Here is a 14741-nt window from a genome sequence, read left to right as displayed (position 1 = left end):
AAAGGCATCTCATGCGCAGGACAACGAAGTTCGCAGGCGTGGGCATCGCCATCGCGGCGCTCGCGCTCACGGCGTGCGCGCCGACGACGGCCACCCCCGAGGCATCCACCGACGGCTCGGAGGGCGCCGCCGAGTCGGTCGCCGTCAACGTCGGCATGATCACCTCGATCACCGGCCCGCTCGCCGCGTACGGCGAGACCTACCAGCAGGGCTTCGAGGCAGGCCTCGACTACGCCACCGACGGCACCGGCGAGATCGACGGCGTCGAGCTCACGATCGAGTGGGTCGACGACCAGGGCAACCCCGACACCGCCGTCACGCAGGCGAAGGACCTCATCGGCCAGGGCTTCCAGATCATCGGCGGCTCCGCCGCGTCGGGCGTCTCGCTCGCCGTCGCCGAGCAGGCCGCGCAGAACGACGTGCTCTTCCTCTCGGGCCCCGCCGCCGCCGACGCCATCACCGGCGTCAACGAGCAGACCTTCCGCTCGGGCCGACAGACGCTCCAGGACGTCGCGACCGCCGCGACCTTCCTCGACAGCGTCGAGGGCTCGAACATCGTCGTGTTCGCGCAGGACAACGCGTTCGGCCAGGGCAACGTGGCCTCGGTCGAGGCGGTGCTCGGCGCCGAGGGCGCGACGGTCACCCCGATCCTCGTCGCCGAGGACGCCACCGAGTTCACGCCGTTCGCGCAGCAGATCTCGGCCGCCTCGCCCGACCTCGTGTTCGTCGCGTGGGCCGGCGCCACGACCGGCGCGATGTGGGAGGCGCTCGCGCAGCAGCAGGTGCTCGCCGACACCACCGTCGTCACCGGCCTCGCCGACCGCGCGTCGTACCAGGCCTACGGTCCCGGCTCCGCCGACATCCAGTTCCTGAACCACTACTTCCCGGGCGCCACCGACACCGAGGCCGCCCAGGCGATGGATGCGTACCTCGAGGAGGCCGGGCACGAGGCCGACCTGTTCACGGTCGACGGCTTCGTCGGCGCGCAGATGCTCGTGCACGCCATCACCGAGGGTCGGGGCGACGTCGGGGCAATGATCGGGGCGCTCGAGGGCTGGACCTTCGAGTCGGTCAAGGGCGAGCTCACGATCCGCGCCGAGGACCACGCGCTCATCCAGCCGATGTTCCAGGTGCGCCTCGTCGACGAGGGCGGCACGTGGACGCCCGAGCTCATCGAGGTCGTCGACGCCGAGGCGGTCGCCCCGCCCGTCGCCGGCCAGCAGTAGGCGCGGCCGATGGAAGACCGATCCGCGCTCGTCCTGGACGCCGTCGGCCTGCAGATCGGGGGCGCGCGCATCCTGCACGACGTCTCGTTCGAGGTCGCGACCGGTGAGATGGTCGGGGTCATCGGCCCCAACGGCGCGGGCAAGACCACGCTGTTCAACGTCATCTCGGGTGTGCTCATCCCCACGAGCGGCCGCGTGCTGCTCGCAGGGAAGGACGTCACCAGCCGGAAGGTGCACCAGCGGGCGCGGGTCGGTCTCGGCCGCACGTTCCAGACCTCCAGCGTCTTCCCGGGCCTGAGCGCCCGCGAGAACGTGCGCCTCGCGGCGCAGTCGAAGCTCGGCGGCGCGACGAGCCCGTGGCGCATGCCGCGGGCCGGCGACGAGGCCACCGCGGTCGCGATGCGCTGCCTCGACGAGGTCGAGCTCGCCCACCACGCGGGCACCGACGCCGGCGTGCTCTCGCACGGCGACAAGCGCAAGCTCGAGATCGCGATGCTCCTCGCGACCGAGCCCGAGGTGGTGCTCCTCGACGAGCCCATGGCGGGCGTCGGCTCCGGCGACGTCGCCGGGCTCGTCGAGGTCATCCGCCGCCTGCACCGCTCCGGCCGCACGGTGCTCATGGTCGAGCACCACATGGAGGTGCTGCTCGGCCTCGTCGACCGCGTCGCGGTCATGCACCACGGCGAGCTGCTCGCCATCGACACGCCCAAGGCCGTCATGGCCGACACCGCCGTCCAGCAGGCCTACCTCGGGGAGACCGTGTGACCGCCATCCTGTCCGTCCGCGGCCTCGAGGCCCGGATCGCCGGCCAGCAGGTCGTCGAGGACGTCTCCTTCGACGTGGCCGCCCACGGCGTCACCGCGCTCCTCGGCCGCAACGGCGTCGGCAAGTCGTCGACCATCAAGGCGCTGCTGGGCCTGTACGAGCGCACGGGCGAGGTGACCTTCGACGGCGAGCGCATCGACCGGCTGCTCACGCACCGCATCGTGCAGCGCGGCATCGCCTACGTGCCCGAGGACCGCGAGGTCTTCGGCGGCCTGACCGTGGAGGAGAACCTGCGGCTCGCCGAGCGCGGCGGCGCCCCGAACCGGGCGATCGTCGGCGAGCTCTTCCCCGAGCTCCTCCAGCGCGCGAAGCAGCAGGCGGGAACGCTCTCGGGCGGCCAGCAGCAGATGGTCTCGCTCTCGCGCGCGCTCATGAACGACAACCGGCTGCTGCTCGTCGACGAGCCCACCAAGGGCCTCGCGCCGCTCATCGTCGGCACCGTGACGAAGGCCCTCGAGACCGCGGCGGAGCGCACGCCCATGCTGCTCGTCGAGCAGAACCTGCAGGTCGTGCGCGCGCTCGCCCACACCGTGGTCGTGCTCTCGGGCGGCCGCGTCGTGCACACGGGCCCCGCATCCGAGTTCCTCGACTCCGACCTCGTGCACCGGCACCTCGGCGTCTCGACCGACCAGGAGGCAGCGTGAGCACCGTCCTGCTCCTGCTCATCACCGGCGTCGGCCTCGGCGCCCTCTACTTCCTCGTCGCGAGCGGCCTCTCGCTCATCTACGGCCTCATGGGCGTGCTGAACTTCGCGCACGGCTCGTTCCTCACCCTCGCGGGCTTCCTCGGCTGGGAGGTCGGCCGCCGCGTCGGCGACGGCAGCTGGGGCGGGCTGCTCGTCGGCATGCTCGTGGGCCTCGTGGTCGGCGCGCTCGTGGCGGCGATCACCGAGCTCGTCTTCATCCGGCCGCTCTACAACCGCCACATCGAGCAGGTGCTCGTCACCGTCGGCCTCGGCCTCGCCTCGGTCGCGCTCTTCGAGGGCATCTGGGGCACCGACCCGATCCAGATCCGGCTGCCGGAGTGGCTCGGCGGCACGACCGACGTGCTCGGCGCGAACATCCCGAACGACCGCTGGCTGCTCATCGGCACCGCGGCCGTCGTGCTCGTGCTCATCGTGCTGTTCCTGCAGCGCACGAGCTACGGCCTCGTCATCCGCGCCGGCGTCGAGAACCGCACGATGGTCACCGCGCTCGGCATCGACGTGCGCCGCGCCTTCACGATCGTCTTCGCCATCGGCGGCGCGGCCGCGGGCCTCGGCGGCGTGCTCGCCTCCGTCTACTACGGCCAGGTGGGCGCCCACCAGGGCACGTCGCTGCTCATCTACGCGTTCATCGTCACCGTCATCGGCGGCCTCGGCTCCCTCACGGGCGCGGCCATCGCCTCCGTGCTCGTGGCCGTCATCCAGCAGTTCGCGAACTTCTACCTCGGCGGCACGGGCGACATCGCCATCGTGCTCGCGCTCGCCGCGGTGCTGCTCGTCCGACCGACCGGCCTCATGGGCAAGGTCACGCACTAGGAGCGGATGATGCGCACATTCCTGCAGTCCACGTGGGGCCGGCTCGCGGTCGGCGCGGCCGTGGTCGTCGCGGCGGCGATCCTGCCGCTGCTCGCCATCGACATCCCGGGCGTCCTCCCCGGGCCCACCTACACGCCCGGCACGCTCACGGTGCTCGCGTACGCGATGCTCATCGCCGCGCTCGCGCTCAGCTACCACCTCATCTTCGGGGTGGCGGGGATGCTCTCGTTCGGCCACGCGATGTTCTTCGCCGCGGGCGCGTACGGGCTCGGCATCATCCTGCGGCTGCTCGCGCCGACGGGGATGCCGAGCGAGGCGGTCTTCCTGCTCGCGATCGTGCTGACGCTCGTGATCGCGCTCGTGCTCGGCAACCTCGTCGGCGCGCTCGCGCTGCGGGTGAGCGGCATCTCGTTCGCGATGGTGACGCTCGCGGTCGCGCAGGCGATGAACGTCATGATCCGCCGAAACGTCGGCGGGCTCACGGGCGGCGAGGAGGGCGTGACGCTCGAGGTCGACGTCGTGCCCGACTTCCTCGTCGGCGTCGTCAACACGCGCAACCTCTACTGGATGGCGCTCGCGATCCTCGTGCTCGTCTACCTCGCGTGCGTGTGGGTCGAGCGCTCGCGCCTCGGCCACGTGGTCGCCGCGGCGCGCGAGAACGAGCTGCGCGTGACGGTGCTGGGCCTGCGGCCCTACCTCGTGCGGCTGTTCGTCTTCGCCGCGGCCGCGGTGCTCGCGGCGGTCGCCGGCATGGGCTTCATGATGCTGCAGTCGAGCGCGACGCCGCGCATCTCGACGAGCGACTTCACGCTCACGCTGCTCGTCATCGTCGTGCTCGGCGGCGTCGGCTACCGCTGGGGCGCGATCGTCGGCGGCATCATCTACACGCTGCTCGACCAGCGGCTCGCGGCGCTCGCCTCGGCCGAGTGGATCCAGGGCCTGCCCGACGTGCTGCGCATCCCGCTGTCGGAGCCGCTGTTCATCCTCGGCATGCTCTTCGTGCTCGTCGTCATGTTCGCGCCCGGCGGCATCGTCGGGCTCACGCACCGCGTGACGCGACGGCGCGGCGGCGCGAAGGACGCCGAGCAGCCTGCAGCGCTGCAGGACGTGGAAGCCTAGGCGCATGGGAGGCGCAGCGACGGTGCACGGCGACGCGACGCCGGGCGCGCTCACGCTCGGCCGCTGGACGACCGACCGTGCCGCGACCGACCCGTCGCGGCCGGCGATCGTCGACCGCGGCGTGACCGTCTCGTACGGCGAGCTCGAGGCCCGCGCGACGGCGCTCGCGCACGCGCTCGTCGAGGCGGGGCACGGCCGCGGCGCCCGCATCGCCACGGTCACGGGCTCCACCGCCGACCAGGTGGTGCTGCTGTTCGCGTGCGCCAAGGCGGGCGCGATGCTCGTGCCGCTGTCGTGGCGGCTCACCGCGCGCGAGCTCGCCGAGCAGCTGCGCATCGCCGACCCCTCGCTGCTGCTCGTCGAGGACGACCACCGGCCCGTCGCCGAGGCCGCGCTCGACCGCCTCGGCGACCACGGCATCCGCACGACCGCGCTCGGCGCCGCCGGCGCCGAGTCGCTCGTGCCGGATGCGTCGGCGCCCGCCGAGCGGGCGGCCGGCGGTGCGGTGCAGGACGACGACGGCTTGCTGATGCTCTTCACCTCGGGCACCACGAGCGCGCCGAAGGCGGTCGTGCTCAGCCACGCCAACTGCGCCTGGGCCAACCTGTCGCTCTCGCGCGCGACGCCGATGACGCCCGACGACGTCGTGCTGCAGGTGCTGCCGCAGCACCACGTGGCCGGCTGGAACATCCAGCCGCTGCTCGCCTGGTGGGTGGGCGCGCAGGTCGTGCTCGAGCGCACCTTCGACGCGGGGCGCGCGCTCGCGCTCATCGAGCGGCACCGCGTCACCGCGACGATGGGCGTGCCGACCACGTTCCGCTCGCTCATCCAGCACCCCGACTTCGCCGTGCGCGACCTGTCGAGCCTGCGCACCGCCGTCGTCGGCGGCGGCATGCTCGACCCGCGCGCCGTCGAGCAACTCGCGCGCCGCGGCGTGCCGGTGCAGCAGGGCTACGGGCTCACCGAGGCCGCGCCCAATGTCACGATCGCGCGCGACGCCTCCGACGCCGGCACCGTCGGCCGCCCCTACCCGCACGTGGACCTCGCCCTGCTCGTCGACGGGCGCGTCGTGCACGGCGCCGGCACCGGCGAGCTGCTCGTGCGGGGCCCCGCGGTCTTCCAGGGCTACTTCCGCGACCCCGAGGCGACGGCCGCGGCGACGATCGGGCCGTGGCTGCGCACCGGCGACCTCGTCGAGCGCGACCCGGCCGGCCGCATCCGCATCGTCGACCGCGTGAAGGACATCGTGCGCTCGGGCGGCGAGTCGATCGCCCCCATCGAGGTCGAGCTCGCGCTGCTCGAGCACCCGGCCGTCGCCGACGCCGCCGTCGCCGGCGTGCCGAGCGAGCGGTGGGGCGAGGAGCTCGTCGCGTGGCTCGTGCTCGTCGAGCCCGCCGACGAGCGGTCGCTGCGCGACCACCTCGACGGGCGCCTCGCAGGCTTCAAGCACCCGAAGCGCTTCCTCGAGGTCGACCAGATCCCGCGCACCACGAGCGGCAAGCCGCTGCGCCGGGCGCTCATCGCCGCCGTGCAGTCCGAGCGGGCGGAGGCGCGATGAACGAGCCGAGGACGAAGCGCGGCGAGCAGACCAAGGCCAAGCTGCTCGCGGCCGCCGAGGGCGTCTTCGCCGAGCAGGGCTACCAGGCCGCGTCGATCTCGCGCATCACCGAGCGCGCGAAGGTGGCCCAGGGCACCTTCTACCTGTACTTCGAGTCGAAGCTCGACCTGTTCGAGCAGCTCGTCGACGACCTCAACCGCCGCGTACGGAAGGCCATGAGCGACGGCGCCGCGCGCGGCGCCAACCGCGCCGAGGCCGAGCGCGAGGGCTTCCGCGAGTTCTTCGCCTTCACCGCCGAGCACCCGGCGCTGTACCGCGTGGTGCGCGAGGCCGAGTACGTCTCGCCCGGCGCGATGCGCAGCCACTACGAGCGCATCGTCGAGGGCTACCGCGAGGGCCTCGAGCGGGCCCGCGCGAACGGCGAGATCGGCGACGTCGACCCGGAGGTCGCCGCCTGGGCGCTCATGGGCGTCGGCGAGATGATCGGGATGCGCTACGTGCTCTGGCCGACGGCCGAGTCGGGGCCCTACGGCTCCGGCGCGACCCCCGTGCCCGACCACGTGTTCGACGAGATGGTGGCCTTCGTGCAGCGCGCGCTCGGCACCGCCCCACCCGCTCCCGCAGCATCCGCCCCCGCGGGCCGCACGCCCGCCACCGCAAGCCACACCGCCGCGACCGCGGCGCACACCGAGGAGGACGCATGAGCACACTCGAGGGCCGCAGGGCCGTGATCACGGGCGGCGCCGCCGGCATCGGCGCCGCGATGGCGCGCTCGTTCGCCGCGGAGGGCGCGCACGTCGTCGTCGCCGACCGCGACGGGGCCGCGGCCGACGCGCTCGCGCGAGAGATCGGCGGCGAGGCATGGGAGGTCGACCTGCTCGACGTCGCCTCGCTCGAGTCGCTCGAGCTGCGGGCCGACATCCTCGTGAACAACGCCGGCATCCAGCGCGTCGCGCCGATCGAGGAGTTCGAGCCCGAGATGTGGCGGCGCCTCCACACGCTCATGCTCGAGGCGCCGTTCCTGCTCATCCGCGCGGCGCTCCCGGGCATGTACGAGCGCGGCTTCGGCCGCATCATCAACCTCTCGAGCGTGCACGGCATCCGCGCATCCGCCTTCAAGTCGGCCTACGTCGCCGCCAAGCACGGGCTCGAGGGCCTGTCGAAGGTGACCGCGCTCGAGGGCGGCCCGCACGGCGTGACCTCGAACTGCATCAACCCCGGCTACGTGCGCACGGGCCTCGTCGAGTCGCAGGTCGCCGACCAGGCGAAGCGCCACGGCATCCCCGAGAGCGAGGTGCTCGAGAAGGTCATGCTCACCGAGGCCGCGATCAAGCGCCTCGTCGAGCCCGAGGAGGTCGCGTCGCTCGCGACCTGGCTCGCCGGCCCGCACGCGGGCATGGTCACCGGCACCTCCTACGTCATGGACGGCGGGTGGAGCGCCCGATGACGACCGCCGCCACCGAGGCGCCGCTGCGGCTGCCCGTCGCGGGCGGCGAGCTCGTCGCGACCCTGTGGCGGGCGGATGCGGCGGGCACGCCCGTCGTCGCCGTCCACGGGATCACGGCGAACCACCGCTCGTTCTCGCCCCTCGCGGTGCGCGTCGACGGCCCGCTGCTCGCGGTCGACCTGCGCGGCCGCGGCGGCTCGCGCGCGCTGCCGGGTCCCTTCGGCCTCGAGCAGCACGCCGAGGACGTCGCCGCTGCGATGACCGCCGCCGGCATCGAGCGCGCGATCGTCGTCGGCCACTCGATGGGCGCGTACGTCGCGGTGCGCCTCGCCGCCGCGCACCCCGAGCGCGTCGCCTCGCTCGTGCTCGTCGACGGCGGCCTGCCGCTGCGTCCCGCTCCTGCAGGCGAGGAGCGCAGCCCCGAGGAGGTGCTCGGCCCGGCCATCGACCGGCTGCGCATGACGTTCCCCTCCGGCGACGCCTACCGCGACTTCTGGCGCGAGCACCCCGCCTTCGGGCCCTACTGGAGCGCGGCGATCGAGGAGTACGTGGACTACGACCTCGTGCCCGTCGACGCCCACGCCGAGGTCGACGCAGGGCTCCGGCCCTCCGCGAACCCCGACGCGGTGGTCGCGAACCTCGTCGAGCTCGACGGCCGCGGCGGCTACGCCGAGGCCCTCGAGTCGCTCGAGGTGCCGGCGGTGCTGCTGCGCAGCCCGCGCGGCCTCTTCGACGAGGCTCCCGGCCTCTACGATGACGAGTGGCTCGCGACGTGGAGGTCGCGGCTGCCCGAGCTCGAGGTCCGGGACATCCCGGGCACGAACCACTACACGATCCTGCTGGGCGCGGGGGTGGATGCGGTGGCCGATGCGGTCGCCGAGGCCGCTCGCGCCGCCGGCGCACCCGCGCAGCAGGGAGAGGGACGCTGATGGCGATCGACAAGACCTACGCGTCCGCGGCCGAGGCGGTCGCGGACATCCCCGACGGAGCGACCCTCGCGGTCGGCGGCTTCGGCCTCTCGGGCAACCCGATGGAGCTCATCCGCGCCCTCGAGGCGCGCGGCGTGACGGGCCTCAAGGTGGTCTCGAACAACTGCGGCGTCGACGACTGGGGGCTCGGCCTGCTGCTGCGCAACGGCCAGATCGACAAGATGACCTCCTCCTACGTCGGCGAGAACAAGGAGTTCGAGCGCCGCTACCTCACGGGTGAGCTCGAGCTCGAGCTCACGCCCCAGGGCACGCTCGCCGAGAAGCTGCGCGCCGGCGGCTCCGGCATCGCCGCGTTCTACACGCGCACGGGCGTCGGCACGCAGGTCGCCGAGGGCGGCCTGCCACAGCTCTACAACGCCGACGGCACGGTCGCGAAGGCCTCCGAGCCGAAGCCCACGGCGACGTTCGACGTCGACGGCGAGCCGCAGGAGTTCGTGCTCGAGGAGGCCATCACGACCGACTTCGCGCTCGTCCACGCGCTGCGCGGCGACCGGCACGGCAACCTCGTCTTCAACAAGGCCGCCCGGCAGTTCTCGCCGCCCGCGGCGATGGCGGGCCGCATCTGCATCGCGCAGGTCGAGGAGCTCGTCGAGCCGGGCGAGATCGACCCGGATGCGGTGCACCTGCCGGGCGTGTTCGTGCACCGGATCGTCGAGGTCGGCACGGGCATCGAGAAGCGCATCGAGCGCCGCACGGTTCGAGAGGAGTCCTGACATGGCACTGACCCGCAACCAGATGGCCGCGCGCGCGGCCGAGGAGCTCGAGGACGGCATGTACGTCAACCTCGGCATCGGGCTGCCCACGCTCGTGCCGAACTACGTGCCCGACGACGTGACCGTGGTGCTGCAGAGCGAGAACGGCATCCTCGGCGTCGGCCCGTACCCGACCGAGGACGCGGTCGACCCCGACCTCATCAACGCCGGCAAGGAGACCGTCACGACGCTCCCGGGCACGTCGTTCTTCGACTCGGCGACGTCGTTCGCGATGATCCGCGGCGGCAAGATCGACGCCGCGATCCTCGGCGCGATGCAGGTCTCGGCCTCGGGCGACATCGCCAACTGGATGATCCCCGGCAAGATGGTGAAGGGCCCCGGCGGCGCGATGGACCTCGTGCACGGCGCCGCGAAGGTGATCGTGCTCATGGAGCACGTCGCCAAGGACGGCTCGGCGAAGATCGTCGACGAGTGCTCGCTGCCGCTCACCGGCAAGGGCGTCGTCGACCGCATCATCACCGACCTCGCCGTGCTCGACGTCACGCCGGAGGGGCTGCGGCTCGTCGAGCTGGCCCCGGGCGTGACGCTCGACGAGGTGCGCGAGAAGACCGAGCCCGAGGTGCTGGCGTGACGACCCTGCTGGAGGGCATCGAGCAGCAGGTCGTCCACACCGACCGCCTGCGCGCATCCGTCCTCCGCCACGGCGGCGTCGGCCGGCCCGTCGTGCTCGTGCACGGCAACGTCTCGTCGTCGTCGTTCTTCCAGCCGCTCATGCTCGCGCTGCCGCGCCCGACGGTCGCGATCGACCTGCGCGGCTACGGCGACAGCGAGGCGCTCCCGGTCGACGCGACGCGGGGCCTGCGCGACTTCGCCGACGACGTCGCGTCGGTGCTCGACGCGATGGGCGTCGCCGACGCGCACCTGCTCGGGTGGTCGATGGGCGGCGGAGTCGTGATGCAGCTCATGCTCGACCGGCCCGACCTCATCCGCTCGGTGACGCTCATGGCGCCGGTGCCGCCGCAGGGCTTCGGCACCAAGCTCGACGGCAGCCTGTGCACGCCCGACGGGGCGGGTACGGGCGGACTCGCGGCGAACCCCGACTTCATCGCTCGCCTCGCGGCGGGCGACACGACCGACGACGAGCCGACGAGCCCCCGGAGCGTCTTCCGCAGCTCGTACGTCGCCCCCGGGTTCTCCGACGACCACGAGGACCTCTGGGTGGAGTCGATGCTCTCGACGCGCACGGGCGAGGGCAACCAGCCCGGCGACGGCACGGCGTCGGATGCGTGGCCGGGCTTCGCGGCCGGCGGTCGCGGCGTGCTGAACACGATGTCGGGCGTGCACCTCGACCTCACCGGCATCGTCGACCTCGAGCGGAAGCCGGCGATCCTGTGGATCCGCGGAGCGCACGACGCGATCGTGGGCGACGAGTCGTTCTTCGACCTCAACACGCTCGGCAAGCACGGCATCGTGCCGGGCTGGCCGGGGGAGGAGGCGGCGCCGCCGCAGCCGATGGTGTCGCAGACGCGCGCCGTGCTCGACGCGTACGCCGCGAAGGGCGGCTGGTACCAGGAGGTCGTCTTCGAGCACGCGGGCCACTCGCCGCACCTCGAGGACCCGGAGCGGTTCCGGCAGCTCCTGCTCGCGCACGTGACCGCGAACGACTGACGGCCTCGCCTCCCACGAGTCGAGACCACCCCTTCTCGCTGGTCGAGCCGTCGGCCGCAGGCCGACGAGTCGAGACCACCCCTCCCGTTGGTCGAGCCGGCGGCCGCAGGCCGACGAGTCGAGACCACCAGCCCAGGCACGACGAAGGGACCGCCCCCACCCGGGAGCGGCCCCTCCGTCGTCGCGTCACTCGCCCGCGGTGAGCGAGTCCACGTACTCCTGGTTCTCGGCGATCCACGCGTCGACGATCTCGGGGAAGTCGTCGGAGTCGGCGTCGCTGTTGAACATCTCGTTCTCGAGCGAGAAGAGCAGCTCCGAGTCCATCGTGAACGCCTGGAGCCACTCGGTGAGCTGCGGGAAGTCCTCCTCGAAGCCCGCGCGGGCGATCGAGTGGATGCCCTCCGCTGCGCCGAGCGTGCCCTCCGGGTCCTCGAGGTCGCGGATCGGGAACTCGTCGTAGGCCCAGTGCGGGCGCCACAGCGTGACGACGATGTTCTCGCCGGCGTCGATCGCGCCGCTCAGCTCGGCCAGCATGGCCGGCGTCGACGAGGTCGTGAACTCCATGCCCTCGAGCCCGTAGGTGGGGATGACGGAGTCCTGGGTCGCGGCGGTGAGGCCGGCGCCCGGCTCGATGCCGACGATGCGGTTGCCGAAGGCGTCGGCGTTCTCGGCGAGCTCCTCGATCGAGGTGATCGGCGCGTCCTCGTTGACGGCGAGGGTCAGCACCGCGTCGTCGTTCCACGAGCCGAGGTCGACGAGGTCGTCGCCGAACTCCTCCATGTACGACGCGTGGGTCATCGGCAGCCAGCCGTCGAGCGTGACGTCGTAGTCGCCGCCGGCGACGCCGGCGAACACGGGCCCGGCGTCGGCGTACTCGAGCTCGACGTCGTAGCCCTCCTCCTCGAGGATCGCGGCCCAGAGGTAGGAGACGGCCTCGCCCTCGGGCCAGCCGTTGAAGACGCCGATCGTGAGGTCGGTCTGGTCGGCGGTGGCGGTCGCGTCGCCCTCGGGCGCCTCCGCCTCGGAGCCTCCCGCCGAGCACCCGGCCAGGGCCAGGGCTCCGACGGCGGCGACGGCCGCGCCGCGGATGAATCGCTTGTGCATGCTGTGTCCTCTCTCGTTCCGTGTCATTCGTCCGTCGGCGGCCGCGGGCTGCGGTCGCCGAAGTCTCATCGGCCGGCCGCGACGGCCTGGTCGGCCCCGGCAGCGGCCGGAGCGGCCGTGCCGGGTGCCGGCGGCGTGGGCGCGCCCGCGGCCGCGGCGCGGCGCGAGCGCAGCCTCGCGAGCGGGCTGTGCCGCTGCAGGCTGCCGAGCGCGTTCGTGAGCCGGTCGAGGATGATCGCGAGGATCACCACCGACAGGCCGGCCTCGAAGCCGAGCCCCACGTCGATGCGCTGCAGCGCCTGGACGATGTCCTGGCCGAGCCCGCCGGCGCCGACCATCGCGGCGATCACCACCATCGACAGCGACAGCATGATGATCTGGTTGACGCCGGTCATGATCGTCGGCAGCGCGAGCGGCAGCTGGATCTGCCGCAGGATGCGCCCGGGCGACGCGCCGAACGCGGCGCCCGCCTCGACGATCTCGCGGTCGACGCCGCGGATGCCGAGCTCGGTGAGCCGCACGCCGGGTGCCATCGCGAACGCGATCGTCGCGATGATGCCGGGCACGACGCCGATGCCGAACAGGATGATCGCCGGGATCAGGTAGACGAAGGCGGGCATCGTCTGCAGGAAGTCGAGGATCGGGCGCACGATCGCCGACACGGTGTCGGAGCGCGCGGCCCAGATGCCGAGCGGGAGCGCGATGAGCAGCGCGAAGAGCGCCGCGACCACCGTGAGCGCGAGGGTGCCCATGGCGTTGTCCCACTGGTCGACGAGCACGACGACCAGCAGCCCCACCACGGTGCCGACGCCCATCCGCCACCCCCGCACCGCGAAGGCGACGACGCCCAGGATCGCGATCATGACGAGCGCGGGCGGCTCGGTGAAGGCGACCTCGGCGGCCTCGAACAGGCCGAGCACGATCGTGCGGATGAGGTCGAAGAGCACCGAGAGGTTGGCGGTGATCCATTCGACGCCGGTCTCGACCCATGCGCCGAGCGGCAGGCGGACGTCATCGAGCATCGGACACCTCCTGCGTGTCGTCGAGGGTCTGGGCGACGAGCCGCGGGTCGACCGCCGGGGGCAGGTCCACGATCGCGAGCTCGGAGGTGTCGGTGGGCACGTTGCCGAGCGCCGCGAGCAGCATCACCCGCGGGATCACGCCGAGCAGCCGGCCGCCGTCGCCGACGACGGCGATCGGCAGGCCGCTCGTGATGGCGAGCTCGGGCAGGTCGGCGAGGCTCGTGTCGGGGCCGACGCGGTGCACGTCGGCGTCGACGAGCGCGGCGAGGTCGCGGTCGCCGCGCTGCACCGCCCGCAGCACCTCCCGGTCGCGCACGGCGCCGAGCACGGTGCGGCCGGGGCCGGTGACCAGCAGCGTCGACGACTGCACGTCGCGCAGCGCCTTGAGCGCGCCGCGCGGGCCGACCGTGAGGGGCACGGATGCGGCGGGCGGCTCCATCACGCTCGCGGCGGTGAGCACGCGGGTGCGGTCGACGTCCTGCACGAACTGCGCCACGTAGTCGTTGGCCGGGTCGGTGAGGATCTCCTCGGGGCTGCCGATCTGCACGATGCGGCCGTCGCGCATGACGGAGATCCGGTCGCCGAGGAACATCGCCTCGTTGAGGTCGTGCGTGATGAAGACGATCGTCTTGCCGAGCTCGGCCTGCAGCTCGACGAGCTGCTCCTGCATCTCGCGGCGGATGAGCGGGTCGAGGGCGCTGAACGCCTCGTCCATGAGCAGCACGGGGGTGTCGGCGCACAGCGCGCGGGCGATGCCGACGCGCTGCTGCATGCCGCCGGAGAGCTCGCTCGGCAGGCGCTCCTCCCAGCCGGCGAGGCCGACCCGGTCGACGACGCGGCGGGCGAGCTCGAGGCGGCGGTCGCGATCGACGCCCTGGATCTCGAGGCCGTAGGCGACGTTCTCGAGCACCGTCCGGTGCGGCAGCAGCGCGAAGTGCTGGAACACCATCGACACCTGCGACCGCCGCACCGCGCGCAGCCGCCGCGGCTCGATGCCGGTGACGGGCTGGCCGTCGATCTCGACCGAGCCGCGCGTGGCGTCGAGCAGGCCGTTCAGCATGCGGATGAGCGTGGACTTGCCGGAGCCCGAGAGCCCCATCACCACGAAGATCTCGCCGCGGCGCACCTCGAACGAGGCGTCGATCACGGCAGCGGTGCCGAGCTTCGCGACCTCGTCGCGGCTCGCGCCCTCCGCCAGCCGGTCGGCGGCCTCGCCCGCGCGCCGTCCGAACACCTTGGTCAGATGCTCGACGCGCACGGCGATGTCGTCGGCGACGGTCTCGTCGCCGGTCACGCGCGGTTCGCTCATGTCGCTCCTGTCGCGCCCCGGAGGGCGTTCAGTCGAGGACGGGTGCAGCCGCGCGAGCGGTCGTTCGTCTGCCGTCGATCGCTGACGAGAGGTCGGCGAAGCGGCACCATACGCTCGCCGGCAGGAGTGCTGCCGGCGGTCGCGTCCGTGGGGGTCCGGGACGGCCTGGGGAACCGTCCGCGCTCTCCACGGTAACCATGGCCAGAAGGTGGCGTTCGAGCACGCGAACGCGGATTCCGCGT

Annotated in this window: 15 protein-coding genes; 12 read left to right on the top strand and 3 right to left on the bottom strand. The window is 72.8% G+C overall.

Annotated elements, in window-relative coordinates; genetic code table 11:
- Nucleotides 1-11 precede the first annotated feature (11 nt).
- From AC1RNL_RS07375 to AC1RNL_RS07320, 12 genes are read left to right on the top strand one after another with little or no spacing between them, the layout of a single operon-like run.
- Nucleotides 12-1226 carry a substrate-binding domain-containing protein gene (locus AC1RNL_RS07375; protein WP_492934862.1) on the top strand — a complete coding sequence of 405 codons (1215 nt, stop codon included), beginning with the start codon at nucleotides 12-14 and terminating at the stop codon, nucleotides 1224-1226.
- A 9-nt stretch (nucleotides 1227-1235) separates the two neighbouring features.
- Entirely contained in the window at nucleotides 1236-1991 is a 756-nt protein-coding gene (locus AC1RNL_RS07370; protein ID WP_128190628.1) for an ABC transporter ATP-binding protein, read from the top strand.
- Nucleotides 1988-2695, top strand: a complete 708-nt coding sequence (locus tag AC1RNL_RS07365) for an ABC transporter ATP-binding protein (RefSeq protein ID WP_492934861.1) — start codon at nucleotides 1988-1990, stop codon at nucleotides 2693-2695. The genes AC1RNL_RS07370 and AC1RNL_RS07365 overlap by 4 nt, the downstream gene beginning before the upstream one ends.
- Nucleotides 2692-3570, top strand: a complete 879-nt coding sequence (locus AC1RNL_RS07360; protein WP_146357137.1) for a branched-chain amino acid ABC transporter permease — start codon at nucleotides 2692-2694, stop codon at nucleotides 3568-3570. The genes AC1RNL_RS07365 and AC1RNL_RS07360 overlap by 4 nt, the downstream gene beginning before the upstream one ends.
- A 9-nt stretch (nucleotides 3571-3579) precedes the next feature.
- Nucleotides 3580-4689 carry a branched-chain amino acid ABC transporter permease gene (locus AC1RNL_RS07355; protein ID WP_364194624.1) on the top strand — a complete coding sequence of 370 codons (1110 nt, stop codon included), beginning with the start codon at nucleotides 3580-3582 and terminating at the stop codon, nucleotides 4687-4689.
- A gap of 4 nt (nucleotides 4690-4693) precedes the next feature.
- Nucleotides 4694-6247: a class I adenylate-forming enzyme family protein gene (locus AC1RNL_RS07350; RefSeq protein ID WP_492934860.1), complete on the top strand. Its 1554-nt coding sequence runs from the start codon at nucleotides 4694-4696 to the stop codon at nucleotides 6245-6247.
- Nucleotides 6244-6951, top strand: a complete 708-nt coding sequence (locus tag AC1RNL_RS07345; protein ID WP_492934859.1) for a TetR/AcrR family transcriptional regulator — start codon at nucleotides 6244-6246, stop codon at nucleotides 6949-6951. The genes AC1RNL_RS07350 and AC1RNL_RS07345 overlap by 4 nt, the downstream gene beginning before the upstream one ends.
- Entirely contained in the window at nucleotides 6948-7694 is a 747-nt protein-coding gene (locus AC1RNL_RS07340) for a 3-hydroxybutyrate dehydrogenase (protein ID WP_128190445.1), read from the top strand. The genes AC1RNL_RS07345 and AC1RNL_RS07340 overlap by 4 nt, the downstream gene beginning before the upstream one ends.
- On the top strand, nucleotides 7691-8623 hold the full coding sequence (locus AC1RNL_RS07335) for an alpha/beta hydrolase (RefSeq protein ID WP_492934858.1): 933 nt from the start codon (nucleotides 7691-7693) through the stop codon (nucleotides 8621-8623). The genes AC1RNL_RS07340 and AC1RNL_RS07335 overlap by 4 nt, the downstream gene beginning before the upstream one ends.
- Nucleotides 8623-9396, top strand: coding sequence for a CoA transferase subunit A (locus tag AC1RNL_RS07330; protein ID WP_128190444.1), 774 nt, complete (start codon nucleotides 8623-8625; stop codon nucleotides 9394-9396). The genes AC1RNL_RS07335 and AC1RNL_RS07330 overlap by 1 nt, the downstream gene beginning before the upstream one ends.
- A 1-nt stretch (nucleotide 9397) precedes the next feature.
- Complete coding sequence (locus AC1RNL_RS07325; protein ID WP_128190443.1) at nucleotides 9398-10027, top strand: CoA transferase subunit B; 630 nt, start codon at nucleotides 9398-9400, stop codon at nucleotides 10025-10027.
- Nucleotides 10024-11064 (top strand): alpha/beta hydrolase, encoded by a 1041-nt coding sequence (locus AC1RNL_RS07320; protein WP_492934857.1) that lies wholly within the window; start codon nucleotides 10024-10026, stop codon nucleotides 11062-11064. Before AC1RNL_RS07325 ends, AC1RNL_RS07320 begins: the two co-directional genes overlap by 4 nt.
- 186 nt (nucleotides 11065-11250) lie before the next feature.
- On the opposite strand, the gene AC1RNL_RS07315 is transcribed toward AC1RNL_RS07320, so the two are convergent.
- The 3 genes from AC1RNL_RS07315 to AC1RNL_RS07305 all read right to left on the bottom strand — a co-directional run bounded on the left by AC1RNL_RS07315 (nucleotide 11251) and on the right by AC1RNL_RS07305 (nucleotide 14499).
- A complete protein-coding gene (locus AC1RNL_RS07315; protein WP_128190680.1) occupies nucleotides 11251-12168 on the bottom strand; it encodes a glycine betaine ABC transporter substrate-binding protein in 918 nt (305 codons plus the stop codon).
- A 65-nt stretch (nucleotides 12169-12233) separates the two neighbouring features.
- Nucleotides 12234-13190, bottom strand: a complete 957-nt coding sequence (locus AC1RNL_RS07310) for an ABC transporter permease (RefSeq protein WP_400531300.1) — start codon at nucleotides 13188-13190, stop codon at nucleotides 12234-12236.
- Nucleotides 13180-14499 (bottom strand): quaternary amine ABC transporter ATP-binding protein, encoded by a 1320-nt coding sequence (locus AC1RNL_RS07305; RefSeq protein WP_492934856.1) that lies wholly within the window; start codon nucleotides 14497-14499, stop codon nucleotides 13180-13182. Before AC1RNL_RS07305 ends, AC1RNL_RS07310 begins: the two co-directional genes overlap by 11 nt.
- Nucleotides 14500-14741: the final 242 nt, after the last annotated feature.

This window comes from Agrococcus sp. GW821-FHT14H11, assembly GCF_058803545.1.
This window is presented reverse-complemented; position numbering and strand designations above follow the sequence as displayed.

Coding starts and splice junctions, on each gene's coding strand:
- AC1RNL_RS07335 (WP_492934858.1), top strand. CDS start 7,691: ATGACGACCGCCGCCACCGAGGCGCCGCTGCGGCTGCCCGTCGCGGGC.
- AC1RNL_RS07310 (WP_400531300.1), bottom strand. CDS start 13,190: ATGCTCGATGACGTCCGCCTGCCGCTCGGCGCATGGGTCGAGACCGGC.
- AC1RNL_RS07305 (WP_492934856.1), bottom strand. CDS start 14,499: ATGAGCGAACCGCGCGTGACCGGCGACGAGACCGTCGCCGACGACATC.
- AC1RNL_RS07340 (WP_128190445.1), top strand. CDS start 6,948: ATGAGCACACTCGAGGGCCGCAGGGCCGTGATCACGGGCGGCGCCGCC.
- AC1RNL_RS07370 (WP_128190628.1), top strand. CDS start 1,236: ATGGAAGACCGATCCGCGCTCGTCCTGGACGCCGTCGGCCTGCAGATC.
- AC1RNL_RS07375 (WP_492934862.1), top strand. CDS start 12: ATGCGCAGGACAACGAAGTTCGCAGGCGTGGGCATCGCCATCGCGGCG.
- AC1RNL_RS07350 (WP_492934860.1), top strand. CDS start 4,694: ATGGGAGGCGCAGCGACGGTGCACGGCGACGCGACGCCGGGCGCGCTC.
- AC1RNL_RS07315 (WP_128190680.1), bottom strand. CDS start 12,168: ATGCACAAGCGATTCATCCGCGGCGCGGCCGTCGCCGCCGTCGGAGCC.
- AC1RNL_RS07355 (WP_364194624.1), top strand. CDS start 3,580: ATGCGCACATTCCTGCAGTCCACGTGGGGCCGGCTCGCGGTCGGCGCG.
- AC1RNL_RS07345 (WP_492934859.1), top strand. CDS start 6,244: ATGAACGAGCCGAGGACGAAGCGCGGCGAGCAGACCAAGGCCAAGCTG.
- AC1RNL_RS07330 (WP_128190444.1), top strand. CDS start 8,623: ATGGCGATCGACAAGACCTACGCGTCCGCGGCCGAGGCGGTCGCGGAC.
- AC1RNL_RS07325 (WP_128190443.1), top strand. CDS start 9,398: ATGGCACTGACCCGCAACCAGATGGCCGCGCGCGCGGCCGAGGAGCTC.